The following is a 21046-nucleotide window of genomic DNA, read 5'->3' on the forward strand; positions in this document are numbered from 1 at the left end:
CGAAATTGCTGTTCAAGGCTGTGCCTCCTCACCCGACTGCGGCGTACGGAACTCAGCCTTGAGCTGACCACTTTCATCCAGCAGCCAGGCATCCATGACCTGCTTGACCACGGGGGCGGCCACGCCGGAACCGGACTCACCATTCTCCACCATCACCGATACGGCGATCTGCGGGTTGTCCGCCGGGGCGAAGGCCACGAACAGGGCATGGTCACGATGCCGCTCGGCGACCTTGTTGCGGTCGTACTTCTCGCCCTGCTTGATCGCCACCACCTGGGCCGTCCCGCTCTTGCCGGCAATCCGATACACCGCGCTGTCACCCACCTTGCGCGCCGTACCGCGGGGCCCATGCAGCACCGACTCCATGCCCTGGATGCCGTACTCCCAGTACTTGGGGTCACGCAACACCAGATCCGGTGGCGGGTTGGTATTGAGCACCGGCTCATCGCCTATGCGCTTGGCCAGGTGCGGACGGATCCACTTGCCGCGGGTGGCCATCAGCACCGTGGCCTGGGCCAGTTGCAGCGGCGTGGTCTGCATATAGCCCTGGCCGATCCCCAGAATCAGGGTTTCACCGGGGTACCAGGGCTGACGGTAACGCTCACGCTTCCAGTCCCGCGAGGGCATCAGGCCACCGGTTTCCTCGTACATATCCAGGGCCACGCGCTGCCCCAGGCCGAAGCGGGTCATATAGTCATGCATGCGATCGACCCCCATCTTGTGCGCCAGGGAGTAGAAATAGGTGTCGTTGGAGCGGGCAATGGCCAGTTCCATATCCACCCAGCCGTCGCCGCTGCGGTTCCAGTTGCGGTATTTGTGGCTGTGATTGGGCAGCTGGTAGAAGCCGGGGTCGAAGACCCGGGTTTGCGGCGTCACCACCCCGGCGTCCAGACCGGCCACCGCCACCATGGGTTTGATGGTCGATCCCGGCGGATACAGGCCGCGCAGCACCCGGTTGTACAGCGGCCGGTCGATGGAGTCGCGCAGCTCGGCGTAGGCCTTGAAACCGATGCCGGTGACGAAGGGATTGGGGTCGAAACTGGGCTGGCTGACCATGGCCAGCACCTCACCGGTGGCCGGCTGGATCGCCACCACCGCGCCACGGCGCCCGGCCAGGGCCTGCTCGGCGGCTTCCTGCAGCTTGACGTCGAGGGTCAGGTGCAGGTCCTTGCCCGGCAGCGGGTCAGTGCGTTTGAGCACGCGCAACACGCGACCGCGGGCGTTGGTTTCCACCTCCTGATAGCCCACCTCACCGTGCAGGTGTTCCTCGTAGAAACGCTCCAGGCCGGTCTTGCCGATATGGTGCGTACCGCTGTAGGCCACCTTGTCGAGCTTTTCCATCTCCTGCTCGTTGATCCGCCCGACATAGCCCACCGAATGGGCAAAATGCTCGGCCTGGGGGTAATGCCGCACCAACTGGGCCGCCACCTCGACGCCGGGCAGGCGGAACTGGTTGATGGCGATACGCGCGATCTGCTCCTCGGAGAGCTCGAACAGCACCGGTACCGGCTCGAAGGGACGACGCCCCTGGCGCACACGCTTCTCGAACAGGGCCCGCTCATCGCTGCCCAGCGCCAGCACCTCGACAATGGTATCGAGCACCGCAGGCCAGTCGCCGGCACGCTCGCGGGTCAAGGTCAGACTGAAGCTGGGGCGGTTGTCGGCGATGATCACCCCGTTGCGGTCATAGATCAGTCCGCGATTCGGTGGAATCGGCTGCACATGCACCCGATTGCTTTCCGACAGGGTCGAGTGGTGCTCGTACTGCACCACCTGCAGGTAGTACATGCGCAGCATCAGCACAGCCGTCATCAGCAGGATGAAAAGGGCGCCGACCAGCACGCGCTTGCGCACCACACGGGCGTCCTTTTCATGATCCTTGAGGCGAATCGGCTGGGGCATCGGCTACTGCTGACTATTTGTGATAGGGGTGCCCGGACAAGACCGTCCAGGCGCGGTACAGCTGCTCACCGATCAGGATGCGCACCAGCGGATGCGGCAAGGTCAACGGCGACAGCGACCAGCGCTGCTCACTGCGCGCGCAGACTTCCGGGGCCAGGCCCTCGGGGCCACCGACCATCAGGTTGACCGTGCGCGCATCCAGGCGCCATTTGTCCAGCTCCACCGCCAACTGCTCGGTGCTCCAGGGTCGCCCTTCGACCTCCAGGGTCACGATGCGTTCACCGGGTTGCACCTTGGCCAGCATGGCCTCGCCTTCCTGACGGATCATCCGCGCCACGTCGGCATTCTTGCCACGGGTGGTCAGGGGAATTTCCACCAGCTCGACGGACAGCTCGCCGGGCATGCGCTTGGCATACTCCTGCCAGCCTTCTTCCACCCAGCGCGGCATGCGCGAGCCAACGGCGATCAGTTTGATACGCACGAACCGGCGTCCTTACTGCTGATCCGCGCCCGGCTCGGGTGCGTGCTGGGCACGGCTCTGCTCGGCACCCTGCCACAGACGCTCCAGGTCATAGAACTGGCGCGCGGTGGGCAGCATCACATGAACGACGATATCGCCCAGGTCGAGCAGGGCCCACTCGCCGGTGTCCAGGCCTTCACTGCCCAGGGGGCGTACGCCCTTTTCCTTGGCCTTTTCCAGCACGTTGTCGACCAGCGACTTGACGTGACGGCTGGAGGTGCCGCTGGCGATCAGCATGAAATCGGTGATGCTGGTCTTGCCGCGCACATCGATGGTGGTGATGTCCTGGGCCTTGATCTCTTCCAGCGCGTCGATGGCCAGTTTGACCAGCTCTTCGCTCAACATTTTTGCCTGTGTCATAAGTAACTCGTTTGCCTCGTGTTCAATGTGCGCCACGGTAAAGGCCGTGGGCATGGATATAAGTCAGCACCGTGTCGGGCAGCAGATAACGCACCGACTTGCCGCTCGCCAACAAAGAGCGGATCTGGGTAGCAGACACCGCAAGCGGGGTCTGCCAGATAAAGGAAATCTGCCCACCCGGCCCTTGCAGGCTGAGCGGGTCATTGTTGCTGCGCGCCGCCAGCAGATTGCGCAGGGCTTCGGGCGCTTCGCTGTCGGCATCCGGCCGCTGCAGCACCAGAATATGGCAATGCTCCAGCAGCGCCTGCCAGCGATGCCAGCTCGGCAAGCCGCAGAAGGCATCCCAGCCCAGCAACAGAAACAGCTGGTCGTCCGCCGCCAGTTCCGCGCGTAGCGACTCTAGGGTGTCGATGCTGTAGGACGGTTTTTCGCGCTTGAGTTCGCGATCATCCACCCGCAACAGAGGCTCCCCCACCACCGCCAGCTCGACCATGGCCAGACGATCGGCGGCCGCCACCTGCGGCACCGCCCGATGGGGCGGGCGCGCGCTGGGAATCAAACGCAACTCATCCAGGGCCATAAACTCGGCCACTTCCAGGGCACCGCGCAAATGACCGATATGCACCGGATCAAAGGTGCCACCGAGGATGCCGATGCGCCTAGCCATTCTGCCCGCGCAGTTGACCGTCGCCGATCACCACATACTTCTCGCAGGTCAGCCCTTCCAGACCGACCGGGCCACGGGCATGCAGCTTGTCGGTGGAGATGCCGATCTCCGCGCCCAGGCCGTACTCGAAGCCATCGGCAAAACAGGTCGGGGTATTGAGCATCACCGAGGCGGAATCCACTTCGGCAATAAAGCGTCGGGCATGGCCCTGGTGCTCGGTGACAATCGCGTCGGTGTGGTGTGAGCCATGCTGGTTGATATGCTCGATGGCCTGTTCCAGGCCGTCGACCACGCGGATCGACAGGATCGCCGCCAGGTATTCGGTGTCCCAGTCCTCGGCCGTGGCCGGCACAGCTTCGATCAGTGCACAGGTCCGCGCGCAGCCACGCAACTCCACGCCCTTGGCGCGGAAACGCTCGGCCATGGCCGGCAAAAAGGCTGCCGCCACGGCCTGGTCGACCAGCAGGGTCTCCATGGCGCCGCAGATGCCGTAGCGGTAGGTCTTGGCGTTGAAGGCAATATCGCTGGCCTTGGCCAGGTCGGCCTGGGCGTCGACATAGACATGGCAGATGCCGTCCAGGTGCTTGATCACCGGCACCCGCGCGTCCTTGCTGATGCGCTCGATCAGGCCCTTGCCGCCGCGCGGCACGATCACGTCGACGAACTCCGGCATGCTGATCAGCGCCCCCACAGCGGCGCGGTCGGTGGTTTCCACCACCTGCACGCAGGCGGCTGGCAAACCGGCCTCGGCCAGGCCCTGCTGGATGCAGGCGGCGATGGCGCGGTTGGAATGGATGGCCTCGGAACCGCCGCGCAGGATGGTGGCGTTACCGGATTTCAGGCACAGGCTGGCGGCGTCGATGGTCACGTTGGGCCGCGACTCGTAGATGATGCCGATCACGCCCAGGGGCACGCGCATCTTGCCCACCTGAATTCCCGACGGGCGGTAGCTCATGTCGCGGATGGCACCCACCGGATCGGCCAAATTGGCGACCTGGCGCAAGCCCTCGATCATGCCGTCGATGCGGGCCGGGGTGAGGGCCAGGCGATCGAGCAGGGCCGGTTCCAGACCACCCGCCCGGCCGGCGGCCAGATCCAGCTCATTGGCGGCAGTCAGTTCGCTGCGGGCCGCGTCCAGCGCGGTCGCGGCGGCCTGCAGGGCGCGATTCTTCTGCGCAGTACTGGCCTGCGCAAGCACGCGGGAAGCCTGGCGGGCGGCTTGCCCCAGGCGGGTCATATAGTCGAGCACGGACTCAGTCATGGGCTACGCAGGTCTGGCAATTGGAAAAAGTCGCTGAGTATAGCGCCCGCGCCACGCCGCGCCCAGCGCTGCCGGACGCGCCGGCGCCACATGACGCAACGCCGCTGCAGGGTAGACAGCCCGTTCTGCCACCTGCGCGGTAACGCCTGCAGCCCCAGCCTGTGCACCGGCTAGCGGGATACAGTGACAAACCCGCACCCGCGCCGCCCGAAGGTTAGGTAAACAAAAACCGGGCAAATGTTTACCTTGCAGCCTGAAACAAGAACAGGCGGCCGACCGCCGGGGGTGACCATGCCTTACTGCACCGACTACAACCCGGGACGCCTCAACGACGCCCCCGAGGTCCTCCAGCTGGGCCCCTGGCGCCTGCATTACCAGGCCTACGCCCGCCATGCCGATGATCGCCGCAACCCGGTGCTGCTGCTGGGCGGCGCCTTCCAGAGCTTTCGCTCCTTTGCCAGTGAGGTGGAAGAGCTGCTGGCCGAACATCCGGTGATCCTGCTCGACCTGCCCAGCCAGGGCGGCAACCTGCAACTGGCGCCGGAACTGAGCCTGGAGCAGCTGGCCGACCTGATCGCCGCCTTCGCCGATGAACTGCGCCTGCCGCCCCTGATGCCCATCGGCCTGTCATATGGCTCGGCTCTGGCCGCACTGTTCGCCGCCCGCCACCCCGAACGCTGCGCCCGGGTGCTGCTGGCCGGCATTACCGCCTTTGGTCGCCCCGGCGCCCGCCTGCTCCTGCAGGAAGGCCTGGCCCTGCTGGCCGAGGGGCAGACCGAGGCCTTCGCCCACGGCGCCCTGACCGGTCTGCTCAACCCCCTGCGCCTGGCCCAGACCGGAGTCTCCCCGGTGTTTCGCAAGGCCCTGCTGCGGCAGATCCAGCGCCTGTCACCCGGCGATGTGGAGCGCTATCGACAGAACAGCCAGCGCCTGCTGGCCTTCACCGGCTTCCGCTGTCACCCCGCCAGCCCGACCCTGGTGCTGGCCGGCGAGCATGATCATTTCACCCAACCCTGGGAACATGCCCAGTTCGCCGCCGCCTGCGCCCATGCCCACTGCGCCCTGATCCACAACGCCGACCACCTGGCCCAGTTCGAGCAACGCGCCGCCTGCGCCCGGCTCTACAACCCCTTCCTGCGCGGCGACGACCTGCCGCTGCTGAGCCCCGGCAGCCAGCTGCTGGCGCCGGAGCAATTGCTGACCCTGGACAAACGTCACGAACCGCGCCGCCCGCCAGCGCAGCGCCAGGCACGGCTGCGCCACGCGGACGGGGGGGAATGGAAAGTGGAGCTGTGCGAACTGGGCTACTTTGGCGGCCTGTTGGCAGCGGAGCTGCCCGGCCAACTGCCGCCCCGGGGTTGGCAACTGCTGATCGCCGGCCAGCCGGCACTGCCGCTGCTGCCTTTGCGCCAGGACCCCGGCCAGCTGGCCTTTGTCCTGCCCCACAGCGAGCCCCAGAGCAGCCTGGCCCTGGCGGCCCTGCTGCAGCCCGCGGCGGCCTGCGCCTGAATCAGGCTCTGGCCTCTATCACCCGCACCAGGCCGGCAGCGCGACTGGGCGCCAGCCCCAGAGCCGGGGCGTCGCGACTGGGATCGAACACCTGCACCTGACGAAAACCGCAGCGCTGAAAGCCCTCGGCTATGGCTTCATTGCTGCTGTAGTGCAGCGGATAGTCACCACGGGTCAGACGGCCGATCAGCCCCACACCCCAACGCAGCTGGCGATAACGCGGGTGCTCCTTGAGGTCGGGATACAGCTCGGTCAGGTAGCGCCCCTGCGGGAAACCGCGTAACTGTTCAGCCAGACGGGCCCAGAAGGACTCGATCAGCGCCAGGGGGAAGTAGTTGACCAAGCCCTCGGTAATCACCACCACTGGCTGCTCTGGGTCCAGCTCGGCGAACAGTGCCGCCAGGCTCTGCTCACCCTGTTCGGCGAGGATATCCACCGCCCGCACCCGATGCCGCGCACCCAGCCAGCCCTGGGCGCCAAGCAAGCCACGCTTGCGCGCGGCCATGGCCGGCAGATCCGCCTCCAGATAGCGCAGCTGCGGATAGCGCGTGGTAAAGCGCCGCCCCCGGGGCGACAGCCCGCAGGCAATCTCCACCACCTGGGTCACGCCATCCTGCTCGATGGCGGCCGTCAGCTGGGCGTCGATCTGCAGATGGCGTTGCAGCAACAGCTGTTCGATGTCCAGGTCAAAGCCGACCCGCGCCGCCCAGCTGATGGGGCTGAGCAGACCATGCACGAAGCGTCCGAAGCCGGTCACAAAGGCCGGCTCGGCCAGGCGATGGCGATACCAGACGTATCCCGTGTAATGGGCACTGGGGCTGATATGGGCACTGCTGGCACGTTCAGTCATGGGTCAGGCTCTTCTTGTTATCATCACCTCAGAGGGTGCTTACAAAAGTAGCGAGCGACGGTCAGGCAAGGCGAAATCAGCCGAGAAAGCGCAGTGTACGAGCTGTACATGAGCATTTTGAGGCTGATTTCAACGCAGCATGGCCGAGCGCAGTAATTTGTAAACACCCTCTCAGCCTATGCCCCGCCGGAAGGCCATGACAGCCCATGCAAGAGCGACCCAACCTTAGTTTGCCCTGGCCCGACGGCCGCGCCCTGCCGGCGAGCTTCTTCGACCGCGACGCCTGCCTGCTGGCCCGCGAGCTGCTGGGCAAGGTTATCCGCCATCACCACCAGGGCCTGTGGCTGAGCGCACGGATCATCGAAACCGAAGCCTATTATCGTGAGGAAAGAGGCAGCCACGCCTCCCTCGGTTACACCCACAAACGCCGCGCGCTGTTTATGGACGGCGGGCATATCTACATGTACTACGCCCGCGGTGGCGACTCGCTGAATTTCAGCGCCCAGGGGCCGGGCAATGCGGTGCTGATCAAATCGGCCCTGCCCTGGCTGGATCAACATTCGGCAGCGGACAGCCTGGCGCGGATGCAGGCCAACAACCCAGACACCCATGGCCAGGCACGCCCGCGCGAACGCCTGTGCGCCGGCCAGACCCTGCTGTGCAAGGCCCTGAGCCTGAAGGTGCCGGACTGGGACGGCCAAGCCTTCGATCCGCAGCGGCTGTTTGTCGAGGATGTCGGCGAGTACCCCGCGCAAGTCGTGCAATGCCCGCGCCTGGGCATCCCGGCCGGGCGCGACGAGCACCTGCCCTACCGCTTCGTCGACGCCGCCTTCGCGCGTCATTGCACGCGCAACCCGCTGCGCCGTGGCCAGCGAATCGGGGAGCACTATCACCTGCTGGACAACGGGCAGACCAGCTTATGAGCGCCTGGTTCGACAGCCTGAGCCTATGGCTGGCGGCTCATCCCGAGTGGCTGGGGCTGGCGATTTTTCTTCTGGCCTTCGGTGAATGCCTGGCCATCATTGGCCTGCTGGTGCCCGGCACCGTGCTGCTCTTCGCAGTGGCAGCGCTGGCGGGCAGCGGCGCTCTGAGCCTGGGTCATACCCTGCTGCTGGCCTGGTGCGGTGGGGTGCTGGGGGATTTGCTGTCCTACGCCACCGGACGCTACTTCCACCAGGATATTCGCCGCCTGCCCGGACTGCGCCACCATCCGCAATGGCTGGCCGGCGCCGACCTGTACTTCCAGCGTTACGGCATCGCCAGCCTGCTGGTCGGTCGCTTTATCGGCCCGCTACGCCCCATGCTGCCGATGGTTGCCGGCATGCTCGATATGCCGGCACCGCGCTTTGTGCTGGTCAGCCTGCTGGCCTCGGTCGGCTGGGCCCTGGCTTACCTGTTGCCAGGCTGGGCCACGGGCGCCGCCCTGCGCCTGCCACTGCCGCCAGGCTTCTGGCCCCAGGCCGGGATAGTGGCGGCCGCCGTTGCCGGCATCTGCGTGCTGAGCCTGCAAGCCAGCCTGCGCGAAATGCGCCATAGCAGCCTGCTGGCCGCTGCCTGCGCCGCCCTGCTGCTCGCGGCCCTGAGCCTGGGCTACGCCCGGCTACAGGCCTTCGATCAAGGGTTGCTGCAGTTGCTGCAGCAGCAACGCCAGCCGGCCCTGGACAACGTCATGCTGCTGCTCAGCCAGCTGGGCGACGGACACAGCCTGCTGCTAGTCGCCAGCGCGCTGCTGGGCATTCTGCTGCTGGGACGACAATGGCGGGCGGCGGTCTTTGCCGGCCTGACCCTGCTCGGCACCGCTCTGGCAAATGCGCTATTCAAGCAACTGATTGCGCGCAGCCGTCCGGATACCCTGCTGGAGCCCCTGGGCAGCTTCAGCTTCCCCAGCGGCCACAGCTCGGCCAGTTTTGCCCTGTTTTTCGTCCTGGCCATTCTCGCCGGCCGCGAGCAACCGGCGCGCATGCGTATGACCTGGGTGGTCCTGGCCTGCCTGCCGGCCCTGGCGATTGCCGTCTCGCGCCTGTATCTGGGGGTGCACTGGCCCAGCGACCTGATCGCCGGTGCCCTGTTGGCCGCCTGCCTGTGTGCCGCCTGCCTGAGCCTGGTGCAATGGCACAGGCCGCTGCCAGCCCTGTCGGCACGCCTATGGTGGTGGCTGCTGCCGACCAGCCTGCTGACTCCCGTTCTGCTCGCCGGCTGGCAATGGCCGGCACAGCTGCTCGCCTATCTTTACTGAGCCCAGGGCGGCGGTGGTTCAGCCCCCGCAGGTTCGTCTTCGGCGTTTAGCAGGGCCTGGCGCCGCGCCTCCTCGGCCAGGGCGGCCTTGATCTCACGCATCACCGCGTCGATATCGGCGGCCTCTTCGGGGTCGTCGAATTCACCCGTCAGCACGCTCTGCGGAGTCAGGTTGCCGGCCTGGTACAGCGCCCACATTTCCTTGGCATATTTGGTGTACCTGAGCTCCGGGGCAAACTGGCCAAAATACTCGGCCATATTGCGCACATCGCGCTCCAGCATGCTGAACGCATGGTTGTTGCCGGCCGCATCCACCGCCTGGGGCAGGTCGATGATCACCGGGCCATCGGGCCCGAGCAGCACGTTGAACTCCGACAGATCGCCATGCACCAGGCCGGCGCAGAGCATCTTGACGATCTCCTGGATCATAAAGGCGTGGAATTCCCGAGCATCCTCGGGGTGCAGCTCGACATCGTTGAGACGGGGCGCCACATCACCTTCGCCATCATCGACCAGCTCCATCAGCAGGACGCCATCGAGAAAATCATAAGGTTTGGGCACCCGCACATCGGCCGCCGCCAGACGGAACAGCGCCGCCACTTCGGCATTCTGCCAGGCCTGCTCCTGCTCCTTGCGCCCGTACTTGCTGCCCTTGGCCATGGCCCGAGCCTGGCGACTGCCGCGCACCTTGCGGCCTTCCTGATACTCCGCGGCCTGGCGGAAGCTACGCTTGTTGGCCTCCTTGTAGACCTTGGCGCAGCGCAGTTCGTCGCCACAGCGCACCACATAGACCGCCGCTTCCTTGCCGCTCATCAGTGGGCGGATCACCTCGTCGACCAACCCGGCCTCGACCAGGGGTTCAATACGTTTGGGGGTCTTCATCAGCTTTGCTCTGGGGTCCTGTGTTGCCCGATGCGCGTTTGCCGCCCGTTATACGGCAATCCTTTGGCAGCGCCCAGCCTGATAACCCGACTATTGCCGCATCCCCCCACTTTGAAAGCCAGATTCGCCTTGGCGCCGCCCGGCCCAGCACCGACAATCTGCCCAACGCCCTCAGGACCACGCACCATGCTCGATTCAGAACACTGCTGGCAGGCCCTGTGCACGCGCGATGCCGCCTTTGACGGACGCTTTGTCTTCGCCGTGCGCAGTACCGGCATCTATTGCCGGCCCAGCTGCCCGGCACGCCGGCCGCTGCGGCACAACGTCAGCTTCTACCCCGATGCCGCCAGCGCCGAAGCCGCCGGCTTTCGTCCCTGCCGGCGCTGCTGGCCCCAGGGCCTGAGCCCGGCCGAACAGCTCGACCAACTGGTTACGGCGGCCTGTCGGCTGCTGGATCAGCACCCCCAGGGCTTAAGCCTGGAACAGCTGGCGGCACGCATCGGCCTGTCCGCCTCACACCTGGCCCGCGCCTTCAAGGCACGCACCGGCCTGACCCCCAAGGCCTGGAGCCAGGGCCGCCGACGCGCCCGCCTTGACGCAGAGCTCGGCCAGGCCGACAGCGTCCTGCAAGCCGCTCAGCAAGCCGGCTATGCCGACACCCGCGCCCTGTATCAGGGCAACGACGGCCTCAGCCCGGCGCAGCGACGCCAGCGTGGCGCCGGGGAAATACTGCGCTACACCATCGCCCCCTGCCCCCTGGGCCTGTTGCTGCTGGCCACCAGTGAGAAAGGGGCGTGCGCCCTGCTGTTCGGCAACAGCGCAAGTGATCTGGAAAGCGAGCTGCGCCAGCGCTTCGCCGCCGCCCAGTTGCAACGCGACGATCAGGCCCTGAGCGGCTGGCTGGAGCGGGTGATCACGCAGCTGGAGGAACCCCGGCGCGCCGCCCGGCTGCCCCTGGATATCCGCGGCACGGCTTATCAGCAGCGGGTCTGGCAGGCCCTGCAGCAGATTCCCAGCGGCCAGACCCGCAGCTACGCCGAACTGGCGCAGGCCCTGGACAGCCATCCGCGCGCCGTGGCCCGGGCCTGCGCCAGCAACCCCCTGGGCCTGCTGGTGCCCTGCCACCGGGTGTTGGCCAGTGGCGGCGGCCTAAGCGGCTACCGCTGGGGCCTGGAGCGCAAGGCCGCACTGCTGCAGAGAGAACGGGAGCAAGACGAAACAGCGCCATAATCCGCACAGGCTTTGGCATAGCCTGCCGGCGCACACGGCCCCTCAGATGCAATGCACAGCCCCTGTGCGGTAAAGCTGAGCGCTTGCAAAAACCCAAAAAAAGAGCGGCACCACCTACGTGGGCCGCTCTAAATCACGGAGTTGCATACATCATGACCGCTGCGCAGAACTGCAGCGACCTGTGTTGGATTACTTTTCCAGGATCGCGGTCACACCCTGACCGCCCGCCGCGCAAATCGAGATCAAACCACGGCCTTGCTGCGCCACCGACAACAGCTTGGCCAGGTTGGCGACGATGCGCCCGCCAGTGGCGGCAAAGGGGTGCCCAGCGGCCAGGGAACTGCCCTTGACGTTCATCTTGCTGCGGTCGATGGAACCCAGCGGCGCGTCCAGGCCCAGGCGGGTCTTGCAGTAGTCGGCGTCTTCCCAGGCCTTGAGGGTGCACAGCACCTGGGCGGCGAAGGCTTCGTGAATTTCGTAGTAGTCGAAGTCCTGCAGGCTCAGCTGGTTGCGCGCCAGCAGGCGCGGCACGGCGTAGGCCGGGGCCATCAGCAGGCCTTCCTTGCCGCCGACGAAATCCACCGCCGCGGCTTCTCCGTCCTTCCAGTAGGCCAGAATCGGCAGACCGCGGGCCTTGGCCCATTCCTCACTGGCCAGCAGCACCAGGGAGGCGCCATCGGTCAGCGGCGTCGAGTTGGCGGCGGTCAGGGTGCCACGTGGGCTTCGCTCGAAGCAGGGCTTGAGGGTGGCGAGCTTGTCCAGGCTGATATCGGCGCGCAGGTTCTGGTCACGGGTCAGGCCACGGAAGGGGGTGAGCAGGTCGTCGTGCCAGCCTTCGGCGTAGGCGGCGGCAAGCTTCTGGTGGCTGGCCACGGCCAGTTGATCCTGCTCGTCCCGGGGGATGGCCCAGGTCTGCGCCATCAGCTCGCAGTGCTCGCCCATGGACAGCCCAGTGCGCGGCTCGCCGTTACGCGGAATGGCCGGGGCCAGGTGGCGCGGGCGAATCTGCAGCAAACTCTTGATCTTCTCGCCGGCGCTCTTGCCACGATTGGCCTGCAAGAGAATCTGCCGCAGCCCTTCGTTGACCCCGATCGGCGCATCCGAGGTGGTGTCGACGCCACCGGCGATGCCGCATTCGATCTGCCCGAGGGCAATCTTGTTGGCCACCAGCAGCGCCGCCTCAAGGCCCGTGCCGCAAGCCTGCTGCAGGTCATAGGCCGGGGTTTCGGGGGCCAGGCGCGAGCCGAGCACGCATTCGCGGGTCAGGTTGAAGTCGCGCGAATGCTTGAGCACCGCACCGGCCACCACCTCGCCCAGACGCTCGCCATGCAGGTTGAAGCGCTCGACCAGGCCATCCAGTGCGCTGGTCAGCATCTCCTGGTTGCTCGCGGTGGCGTAGACGGTATTGGAGCGGGCGAACGGAATACGGTTGCCACCGACAATGGCGACACGGCGCGGCTGGGTCATGGATGACTCCTGATCAGATGAATGGCACACAGGCTAACCTGTCGCCACCGCCTGACATTGGCCGCCTTGCCAGTAGCGCTGGCTGGCCGGGTCAATTGCGCTTGTCGGCCGCCTGCGTAGAGTGGGCGCACTTTCGATAGCCGTGCTGGAGCCCGTCATGTCCGACCGTTACCTTGCCTTTGCCAACTCCCCCACCGGCCGCCGCCTGGTCAGCGCCCTCGGCTTGCCGGCGCCGCTGCGCCTGGAGCGCTGGCAGAGCGGGCGCAATCGCGTGGTGGATGGCGCCCTGTTGATCGGCGGAGACGGCAGCCTGGCCAGCGCCGTGGCCGGTTTCGGCAAGCGCTTGAGCGACAACCTGTTCGCTCCGCGCGAGGGCCAGTTCGAACTGCCACGCTGGACCGCCGAACACGGCCCCAGGCTCAAGGCCCTGGTGTTCGATGCCAGCCACCTGAGCCGTTTCGAGCAACTGATCGAGTTGCGCGACTTCTTCCAGCCGGCGCTCAGGGGCCTGGCCAACTGCCCACGGGTGGTGGTGCTGGGGCGCGCGCCGGAATCACTGAAAGACCCGATTTCCGCCAGCGTGCAACGCTCGCTGGAAGGTTTCAGCCGTTCCCTTGGCAAGGAAATCCGCCGTGGCGGTAACGTGCAGCTGATCTACGTGGGCAAAGGTGGCGAGGTGCAACTGGAAGGCGCGCTGCGCTTCTTCCTCTCGCCGAAAAGCGCCTATGTCTCCGGCCAGGTGCTGCGCCTGAATGCCTGCGGCGAACTGGTCAAGGACTGGACCCGCCCCCTGGCCGGCAAGAAGGCACTGGTCACCGGGGCCTCGCGCGGTATCGGCGCGGCCATTGCCGAAACCCTGGCCCGCGACGGCGCCGAGGTGCTGCTGCTGGATGTGCCAGGTGCAGCTCAGGCCCTGGAAGGACTGGCCGCACGCCTGGGCGGGCGCAGCCTGGCCCTGGATATCTGTGCCGAGGATGCGGCTGCGCAGCTGATCGAGGCACTGCCGGACGGCATCGATATCGTCGTGCACAACGCCGGCATCACCCGCGACAAGACCCTGGCGAAGATGAGCGACGATTTCTGGAACTCGGTGATCAAGGTCAACCTGAATGCCCCGCAGGTGCTGACCCAGGCCCTGCTGGACGCCGGCACGCTGCGCGACAACGGCCGCGTGGTACTGATTGCCTCGATCAGCGGCATCGCCGGCAATCTGGGCCAGACCAACTATGCAGTCAGCAAGGCCGGAGTGATCGGCCTGGCCCAGGCCTGGGCGCCAAGCCTGGCCAAGCGCGGCATCAGCATCAATGCGGTAGCCCCCGGCTTTATCGAAACCCAGATGACCGCCGCCATCCCCCTGACCATCCGCGAGGCCGGGCGGCGGATGAACTCGATGAACCAGGGCGGCCTGCCCCAGGATGTGGCCGAAGCCGTGGCCTGGTTCGCCCAACCGGGCAGCGGCGCAGTCAGCGGCCAGGTCCTGCGCGTCTGCGGGCAGAGCCTGCTGGGGGCTTGAGCCCCCCCGGACTGCATCCAGATTCGACGGCGGCGTAGGGTGGATGACGCTTTACCCATCCACCATTGGCGGTCTCAGTGGTGGATGAAAAGAGCGTCATCCACCCTACGGCTGCCTCAACTCGACAGATAGGACGAGCGGGTCAGGCCCAGACGCAGCGCATCGAGGAACTGGGTGCGTTCACGGGCGCTGATCTTGGCGCTGGCCACCTTGTCGCGGTAGTGGGTCATCAGCTCTTCGGGCGACAGGTGCACATAGCGCAGCATGTCCTCGATGGTGTCGTGGGTTTCGATGCCGGCATGCACCACGCTGCCATTGGCGCCCTGGTAGATATTTACCGAGTCGGTATCGCCGAACAGGTTGTGCATGTCGCCAAGAATTTCCTGGTAGGCACCGACCAGGAAGATCCCCAGCACATAGTCCTCACCCTCGCGCAGCTCATGCACCGGCAGACTGGTCTCGATCGACTGCTCGTCGACGTACTGGCGGATCTTGCCGTCGGAGTCGCAGGTCAGGTCCTGCAGCACGGCGCGACGCAGCGGCTCCTCGTCCAGACGCGACAGCGGCAGGATCGGCAGGATCTGGCCAATGGCCCAGGTGTCCGGCAGGCTCTGGAACACCGAGAAGTTGCAAATGTACTTGTCCGCCAGCTTGTCGTTGAGTTCGTCGAGCACCGCGCGGTGCGAACGCTGGCGGGCCTTGAGCTGGTTGTGCAGGCGCCGGCAGATGGCGAAGTAGCACTGCTCGGCCAGGGCCTTCTGCGCCAGGCTCAGCTTGCCGGCCGAGTACTGCGCGGCCACCTCCTCGATGTAATGGGTGGCGCGCCAGTAGGTTTCGGCAACCATTTCCGGGTCGCTGTCATCCAGCAGATCAATCAGCGCCTGGAGGATTTCCGGCTGCTCGGCGCCCAGGTCGATCTCCGGCACCTTGTCATTGTGCTTTTCCACGTCGGTGACCTGCACCAGCAGCACGGCGTGGTGCGCGGTCATCGCCCGGCCACTCTCGGAGAAGATATGCGGGTGGGGGATTTCCTGGCGGTCGCAGAACTCCTTGAGCATGTCGACCACGGCGTCGGCGTAGTCCTGCATGTCGTAGTTGATCGAGCTGGCGTTGCGCGAGTGGGTGCCGTCGTAGTCCACCCCCAGGCCGCCACCGACGTCGATATGATCCACCGGCAGGCCCAGGGCACGCAGCTCGCCGTAATAGCGGATGGCCTCGCGGAAGCCCTTGCGGTAGTCGGCGATATTGGCGATCTGCGAGCCCATGTGGAAATGCAGCAGGCGGATGCCCTGATCCAGCCCGGCAGCCTTGAAGCGCTCGACCACCTGCAGGATCTGCGCAGCGGACAGACCGAACTTGGACTTCTCGCCGCCGGTATCGGCCCACTTGCTGGAGGCCAGCGACGACAGGCGCACGCGCAGGCCGATCTGCGGCGCAACCTTGAGCTCGGCCGCCTCCTCGATCACCAGGCGCACCTCGGATTCCTTCTCGATCACGATAAACACGTTGTGGCCGAGCTTCTGCCCCATCAGCGCCAGGCGGATAAATTCGCGGTCCTTGTAGCCGTTGCAGACGATGGTGCCGCCCTTCGGCGCCAGCGCCAGCACCGCCAGCAGCTCGGGCTTGGAGCCGGCCTCCAGGCCGATGGAGACGTTCTGCGTGGCGATGATGTTCTCCACCACCGCTTCCTGCTGGTTGACCTTGATCGGGTACAGGGCGGTGTAGCAGCTCTGGTACTCATGACGGGCGATGCTGGCGTCAAAGGCGCCGGTCAGGCGCCGTACGCGGTCCTGCAGAATATCCGGGAAACGCACCAGCAGCGGCAGCGACAGACCGCTCTGACGCAGCTCATCGACCTGCGCCGAGAGGTCGATGGGCGCGCTGTCCGGACCATTGGGACGCACTTCGACACGGCCGGCATCGTTGATCGAGAAGTAACCGGCGCCCCAGTGGCGGATGCCATAGACACTGCGGCTGTCGGCCACTGTCCATTGGCTGCCGTCGTCTTTGCGTGTGCGTCGTGCGGACATTGAAGTCTCCCGTGTGGATCAGCAAGGCAGGCCTGGGGCCCGACAGAAAAATAGAGGTGCGAGATGACACTTGCGCGGCGGTTGACCGGCGCGCCTGTGCAAAGTTTAGGAAAAGACCGCTCAGCCGCCGGATTTCTTTGCCCGGAAGCCGCGTTTGCTCAGTTCGGCCAGCAGCAGTTCGACGTGATCACCCTGGATCTCGATCACCCCATCCTTGAGGGCACCGCCACAGCCGCAGCGTTTCTTCAGGGCACTGGCCAGCTCCTTGAGCGGCTCCTCGGCCAGCGGCACGCCGCTGATGGTGGTGACCGTCTTGCCGCCACGGCCTTTGCTTTCCCGGCGCACCCGGGCGATGCCGTCACCGGCGGGCAACTGACTCTGCTTGCACAGACAGGCGGCCACAGGCTGGCCGCAGTCCGGGCAATGCCGACCGCTGTCAGTGGAGTAGACGAGTCCGCCCAGGGCGGAAAGTGACGCAGCTTTCTTGACCACCGGCTTGTCCTCGTAGGGGTCAGGATAGCGACTGGCCGACCGCAGTCGACCGCGAAGCCCCACTCAGGCAGGGGCAGCGCAGGCGGACTGGCGTCCGCCAAAAAGGTCGCGCAGTGTAACGGCAAAAAACCGCCTTGCTAAGTATGGATTTGCGTCATCCTGCGGCACTTTGGCGACGCCGTTCGCCATCATGCACAAAGCGCTCGGAATCCGCGACGCCGTAGGCTGCGCCATGCGCACCGAAGCCCGGCGCCAGGGACAGGCGGTGCGCACGGCGCACCCTACCGGGCAGCCAGGTAACGCTCCAACGCCGCCAGGGAATCCGGGCAATACGGCAGACGACGGGTTTCCTCCAGGGCCTGCTCGACGCTGATAAAGCGCGCCTCCAGCACTTCTTCCGGCTGCAGCACCAGGGGTGCATCGGATACCGCCGAATAAACCATGCACCACAGGCGGCTTTCCGGCGCGTCATAGAAGAAGTGGGCATGCTCGACCAGGGGCGCATCGACGATGCCCAGTTCCTCGGCCAGCTCACGCGCGGCCGACTCGGCATAGCTCTCGTTCTCCAGCACCATGCCGCCGGCGGCCACGTCCCAGTAGCCGGGATACAGCGCCTTGCTCAGGGTACGCCGATGCACGCAGAGCAGGCCGGCCGAGTTGAACAGCAGGATATAGCTGCCACGACCGATCAGGCGGCGCTCACGCAGCTCGCTGCGCAGCACGCCGCCCAGCGGACGATCCTGCTCATCGACCCAAGCGATGCGCTCGGCATCGGAGGCGACGCGGTGGGCCGCCTCGGCTGCACTCCAGTTCATCAATCAACCCTGGCTCAGTAACTGGCGCAGGTCGATCAGACCGGCATTGGCCCGGGAGATGTAGTTGGCCATCACCAGCGAATGGTTGGCCAGCAGGCCATAGCCGCTGCCGTTGAGCACCATGGGGCTCCACAGGGTTTCCTGGGCTGCCTCCAGCTCGCGGATCACCTGACGCAGGCTGACGGTGGCGTTCTTCTTGGCCAGTACATCGGCAAAATCCACCTCGATGGCGCGCAGCAGATGGGCCAGCGCCCAGGCCTGGCCACGGGCCTCGTAGAACACGTTGTCGATCTGCAGCCAGGGCGTCTTGTAGCTGCCCTCGCTGCTTTCCACCCCTTGCAGATGCTCCGGCTCCACCAGTTCGGTATTCAGGCGCACCTGGCCGACGCTGGCGGACAGGCGCTGGGACAGCGAACCCAGGCGAGTGGTGGCATCGCCCAGCCAGTTGCTCAGATTATCGGCACGGGTATAGAACTGTGCGTTGGCCTGGCTGGTATCGGCCAGACGCCCCTGGTAGCGCTCCAGCAGCTTGATGGCGGCCGCGTACTCGGATTCCGAGGCCGGCAGCGCCCAGCTCTTGTGGTCGAAATGAAACAGCGGCTCGGCCTTGGCCAGGTCGGGATCCTCGGTCGATTGCGACTGCGAGCGGGCAAAGTCCTTGCGCAAAGCTCGGGAGAAATCACGCACCTGCACCAGCACGCCGAATTCCCAACTGGGCATGTTGTCCAGCCACAGCCCTGGCGGGGCGAGGTCGTTGGCCAGGTAGCCACCCGGCTTGTTGAGCAGGGTGCTGGCCACGGCCTTGAGGGTTTCCACCGAGGTATAGCCCTTGACCAACTGGTGGCCCTGGGACTGGGCAGCCGCTTCGGCATGCTGCTGTACCGAAAATGGCGCCGGTTCCTGGCTCCAGTACCAGCCCACCACCAGGGTCAGCAGCAGGTACAGGCCCAGGCCAGCGGCGACGGCACGCCCGGCCCAGCCACCGGCAAAATAGCTGCGTACGTTGTCCACCGAGTTCGCCGCTCCATCGCGGGCGGTCGCGGTGCGCTTCTTCCAATCCAGCATGAGGGTGTCCTTTGTCTGTCTGTCAGGGCCAGGCGACAGCGCGCGCTGGCCATTCGACCGCAACCCGGCAGCAGGGTTGCGCCATACCTGTCCACTATAAGTGAAGCGGCGCCATGCTGCGCACTACCCCTGGACAAACTAAGGGTCTGTTGCCGCCTCGTTCGCCGCTGCGCCCCATGGGCGCGCCCTGGTGAAACTTGTACCAAAATTGTGCAGAGGTAGACATATGGCTGGCGCCAGATGATCGACGGCACTGGTAAAAGTCCCGGGCAGTGATAGCATCGGAACACCTGAGCCATCACTGCGCCATCATCGAAACCAGGGCCATGACCGAGCACGAAGACCCCAGCCGCGACCGCCTCAAGCAACACTTCGCCCAACGCGTGATCAACCAGGCGCGCCAGGTGCTGGAAGTCTGGCAACGCCTGCAGCGCAGCGAATGGCACGACAGCGGCCTGCTGGAACTGGGCGAGGCCAGCCTGCTGTTGCAACGCTACGCCGAGCGTTTCGAGCAGGTCGAACACGCCCAGCTGGCGCGACAGATCGGTCAGTGCCTGCAACTGGCCACGGACAACCGCGGGCGCCTCAATAGCCAGCTGATCAGCCAACTGAGCGAACTGATGCAGCGCCTGTCGCGCACCGGCCTGCGCCATGGAGATACGTTCGAGCAGACCGTTCTGCCACCCCTGCGCAAGCCGGTCTATCTGGCCCTGCAACACCATGAGCAGGCCGAACAGCTGGCCCAGCGCCTGGCCTTCTTCGGCATGAGCGCAGTGGCCCTGGACAGCGCCAACGCCTTTCGCAGCGCCATGCTCGAACGCCATCCGGCCGCCATCCTGATGGAAGTGGACTTCTCCGGCCCCGGCCTCGGCCTGCAGCTGGCCGAAGCCGTGCAGGAAGGCCTGGAGCAGAAGATCCCGCTGCTGTTCTTCAGCCATCAGGACACCGATACCCCAACCCGCCTGGCCGCCGTGCGCGCCGGCGGCATGGAGTTCTTTACCGGCACCCTGGACGCCTCCAACCTGTTCGAGCGCATCGAGGTACTGACCCATGTGGCCCAGTACGACCCCTACAAGGTGCTGATCATCGACGACTCCAAGGCCCAGGCGACCCACACCGAGCGGGTCCTCAACAGCGCCGGGATCATCACCCGCACCCTGCTGGAGCCCCTGCAGGCCATGGACCAGCTGGCCGACTTCCAGCCGGATCTGATCATCCTCGACATGTATATGCCCGCCTGCAACGGCCCGGAACTGGCCAAGGTGATTCGCCATAACGACCGCTATGTCAGCGTGCCGATCATCTACCTGTCCGCCGAGGACGACCTGGACAAGCAGCTGGACGCCATGAGCGAGGGCGGCGACGACTTCCTCACCAAGCCGATCAAGCCGCGCCATCTGATCGCCACCGTGCGCAACCGCGCCGCCCGCGCGCGCAGCCTCAAGGCGCGCATGGTGCGTGACAGCCTCACCGGCCTGTACAACCACACCCACACCCTGCAGCTGCTGGAAGACGCCCGCGTGCGCGCCGAGCGCGACGGCCAGCCGCTGAGCTTTGCCATGATCGACATCGACTACTTCAAGAAGGTCAACGACACCTACGGCCACCCCATGGGCGACCGGGTGATCAAGAGCCTGGCCCTGTTCCTCAAGCAGCGCCTGCGCAAGAGCGACCATATCGGCCGTTATGGCGGCGAGGAATTCGCCGTGGTCATGCCCGATACCGACGCCGAGACCGCCAAGCGGGTGCTGGACGATATTCGCGAACGCTTCGCCCAGATCCAGTTCTCCGCCCAGCCCCACGACCTGTCCTGCACCTTTAGCAGCGGCATCGCTCAGCTCGGTGCCGGCCTCGACGGCAAGCTGCTCTCGCAGCAGGCCGACCAGGCCCTTTATGTGGCCAAGCATGGCGGGCGCAATCGGGTGGATGTGTTCAGCGCATAACGTGACGCCGCGCACACTGTCATAAGTCTGCAATCAAACCGCAATAACCTCAGCGCATCGGCCGCTCGCCCTATCCGGGCAGGCGGCACCGGCCCCCACCCATCGGTCGAGCCCTATGCGCCTGAAATTCCTGACCAATCTCAATACCCTGCTGCTGGTGACCGTGTGCATCGCCCTGGCGGTCACCCTGTGGTGGTCGCAGCGCGCCCTGGAGCGCCCCTACCAGCTGATGGCGCGCTACCTGACGCTGTCCCAGCAGTTCCAGCAGCAGGTGTCCTATAACGTGCTCGGCTACCTGGACAGCG

At 65.8% G+C, this 21046-nt stretch carries 18 protein-coding genes; 6 read left to right on the top strand and 12 right to left on the bottom strand.

The window, feature by feature from the left end:
* Positions 1 to 12: 12 nt before the first annotated feature.
* Genes mrdA through GJV18_RS15860 form a run of 5 tightly spaced genes read right to left on the bottom strand, consistent with a single transcriptional unit; the run spans position 13 to position 4710 of the window.
* The gene (gene mrdA, locus GJV18_RS15840) at positions 13 to 1902 is read right to left on the bottom strand and encodes a penicillin-binding protein 2 (RefSeq protein WP_160347352.1); all 1890 of its coding nucleotides are present in this window, start codon (positions 1900 to 1902) and stop codon (positions 13 to 15) included.
* A gap of 13 nt (positions 1903 to 1915) precedes the next feature.
* Positions 1916 to 2383, bottom strand: a complete 468-nt coding sequence (gene rlmH, locus GJV18_RS15845) for a 23S rRNA (pseudouridine(1915)-N(3))-methyltransferase RlmH (RefSeq protein ID WP_160347354.1) — start codon at positions 2381 to 2383, stop codon at positions 1916 to 1918.
* Between the two features lie 12 nt (positions 2384 to 2395).
* Positions 2396 to 2767: a ribosome silencing factor gene (gene rsfS, locus GJV18_RS15850; RefSeq protein ID WP_160347680.1), complete on the bottom strand. Its 372-nt coding sequence runs from the start codon at positions 2765 to 2767 to the stop codon at positions 2396 to 2398.
* Between the two features lie 37 nt (positions 2768 to 2804).
* Entirely contained in the window at positions 2805 to 3449 is a 645-nt protein-coding gene (nadD, locus tag GJV18_RS15855; RefSeq protein ID WP_160347356.1) for a nicotinate-nucleotide adenylyltransferase, read from the bottom strand.
* Positions 3442 to 4710, bottom strand: a complete 1269-nt coding sequence (locus GJV18_RS15860; protein ID WP_160347371.1) for a glutamate-5-semialdehyde dehydrogenase — start codon at positions 4708 to 4710, stop codon at positions 3442 to 3444. Before GJV18_RS15860 ends, nadD begins: the two co-directional genes overlap by 8 nt.
* A gap of 291 nt (positions 4711 to 5001) precedes the next feature.
* Here GJV18_RS15860 and GJV18_RS15865 point away from each other — a divergent pair, with 291 nt between their 5' ends.
* Positions 5002 to 6219, top strand: a complete 1218-nt coding sequence (locus tag GJV18_RS15865) for an alpha/beta fold hydrolase (protein ID WP_160347373.1) — start codon at positions 5002 to 5004, stop codon at positions 6217 to 6219.
* Between the two features lies 1 nt (position 6220).
* On the opposite strand, the gene GJV18_RS15870 is transcribed toward GJV18_RS15865, so the two are convergent.
* Positions 6221 to 7069 (bottom strand): class I SAM-dependent methyltransferase, encoded by an 849-nt coding sequence (locus GJV18_RS15870; RefSeq protein WP_160347375.1) that lies wholly within the window; start codon positions 7067 to 7069, stop codon positions 6221 to 6223.
* A 206-nt stretch (positions 7070 to 7275) separates the two neighbouring features.
* On the opposite strand from GJV18_RS15870, the gene GJV18_RS15875 reads away from it, so the two are divergent.
* Positions 7276 to 7992 carry a DNA-3-methyladenine glycosylase gene (locus GJV18_RS15875; protein WP_160347377.1) on the top strand — a complete coding sequence of 239 codons (717 nt, stop codon included), beginning with the start codon at positions 7276 to 7278 and terminating at the stop codon, positions 7990 to 7992.
* Positions 7989 to 9305 (top strand): bifunctional DedA family/phosphatase PAP2 family protein, encoded by a 1317-nt coding sequence (locus GJV18_RS15880; RefSeq protein ID WP_160347379.1) that lies wholly within the window; start codon positions 7989 to 7991, stop codon positions 9303 to 9305. The genes GJV18_RS15875 and GJV18_RS15880 overlap by 4 nt, the downstream gene beginning before the upstream one ends.
* On the opposite strand, the gene GJV18_RS15885 is transcribed toward GJV18_RS15880, so the two are convergent.
* Positions 9299 to 10186, bottom strand: coding sequence for a PA4780 family RIO1-like protein kinase (locus tag GJV18_RS15885; protein ID WP_160347381.1), 888 nt, complete (start codon positions 10184 to 10186; stop codon positions 9299 to 9301). The genes GJV18_RS15880 and GJV18_RS15885 overlap by 7 nt on opposite strands.
* Before the next feature lie 186 nt (positions 10187 to 10372).
* On the opposite strand from GJV18_RS15885, the gene ada reads away from it, so the two are divergent.
* On the top strand, positions 10373 to 11416 hold the full coding sequence (gene ada / locus GJV18_RS15890; protein WP_160347382.1) for a bifunctional DNA-binding transcriptional regulator/O6-methylguanine-DNA methyltransferase Ada: 1044 nt from the start codon (positions 10373 to 10375) through the stop codon (positions 11414 to 11416).
* A gap of 189 nt (positions 11417 to 11605) precedes the next feature.
* Here ada and GJV18_RS15900 read toward each other — a convergent pair whose 3' ends face one another.
* On the bottom strand, positions 11606 to 12883 hold the full coding sequence (locus tag GJV18_RS15900) for an acetyl-CoA C-acetyltransferase (RefSeq protein WP_160347384.1): 1278 nt from the start codon (positions 12881 to 12883) through the stop codon (positions 11606 to 11608).
* A gap of 157 nt (positions 12884 to 13040) precedes the next feature.
* Here GJV18_RS15900 and GJV18_RS15905 point away from each other — a divergent pair, with 157 nt between their 5' ends.
* Positions 13041 to 14396, top strand: coding sequence for a 3-oxoacyl-ACP reductase (locus GJV18_RS15905; RefSeq protein ID WP_160347386.1), 1356 nt, complete (start codon positions 13041 to 13043; stop codon positions 14394 to 14396).
* Between the two features lie 116 nt (positions 14397 to 14512).
* Here GJV18_RS15905 and speA read toward each other — a convergent pair whose 3' ends face one another.
* From speA to GJV18_RS15925, 4 genes are all read right to left on the bottom strand, one after another.
* A complete protein-coding gene (gene speA, locus GJV18_RS15910) occupies positions 14513 to 16426 on the bottom strand; it encodes an arginine decarboxylase (RefSeq protein WP_160347388.1) in 1914 nt (637 codons plus the stop codon).
* Positions 16427 to 16546: 120 nt separating this feature from the next.
* On the bottom strand, positions 16547 to 16918 hold the full coding sequence (locus GJV18_RS15915) for a translation initiation factor Sui1 (RefSeq protein WP_160347390.1): 372 nt from the start codon (positions 16916 to 16918) through the stop codon (positions 16547 to 16549).
* A 281-nt stretch (positions 16919 to 17199) separates the two neighbouring features.
* The gene (locus tag GJV18_RS15920; protein ID WP_160347392.1) at positions 17200 to 17733 is read right to left on the bottom strand and encodes an NUDIX hydrolase; all 534 of its coding nucleotides are present in this window, start codon (positions 17731 to 17733) and stop codon (positions 17200 to 17202) included.
* A gap of 3 nt (positions 17734 to 17736) precedes the next feature.
* A complete protein-coding gene (locus GJV18_RS15925) occupies positions 17737 to 18798 on the bottom strand; it encodes a DUF2333 family protein (protein ID WP_160347394.1) in 1062 nt (353 codons plus the stop codon).
* A gap of 326 nt (positions 18799 to 19124) precedes the next feature.
* On the opposite strand from GJV18_RS15925, the gene GJV18_RS15930 reads away from it, so the two are divergent.
* Positions 19125 to 20741 carry a diguanylate cyclase gene (locus GJV18_RS15930; protein WP_160347395.1) on the top strand — a complete coding sequence of 539 codons (1617 nt, stop codon included), beginning with the start codon at positions 19125 to 19127 and terminating at the stop codon, positions 20739 to 20741.
* Positions 20742 to 21046: the final 305 nt, after the last annotated feature.

The sequence above is a fragment of the Pseudomonas xionganensis genome (genome assembly GCF_009763245.1).
In the GTDB taxonomy this organism is placed as follows: domain Bacteria; phylum Pseudomonadota; class Gammaproteobacteria; order Pseudomonadales; family Pseudomonadaceae; genus Aquipseudomonas; species Aquipseudomonas xionganensis.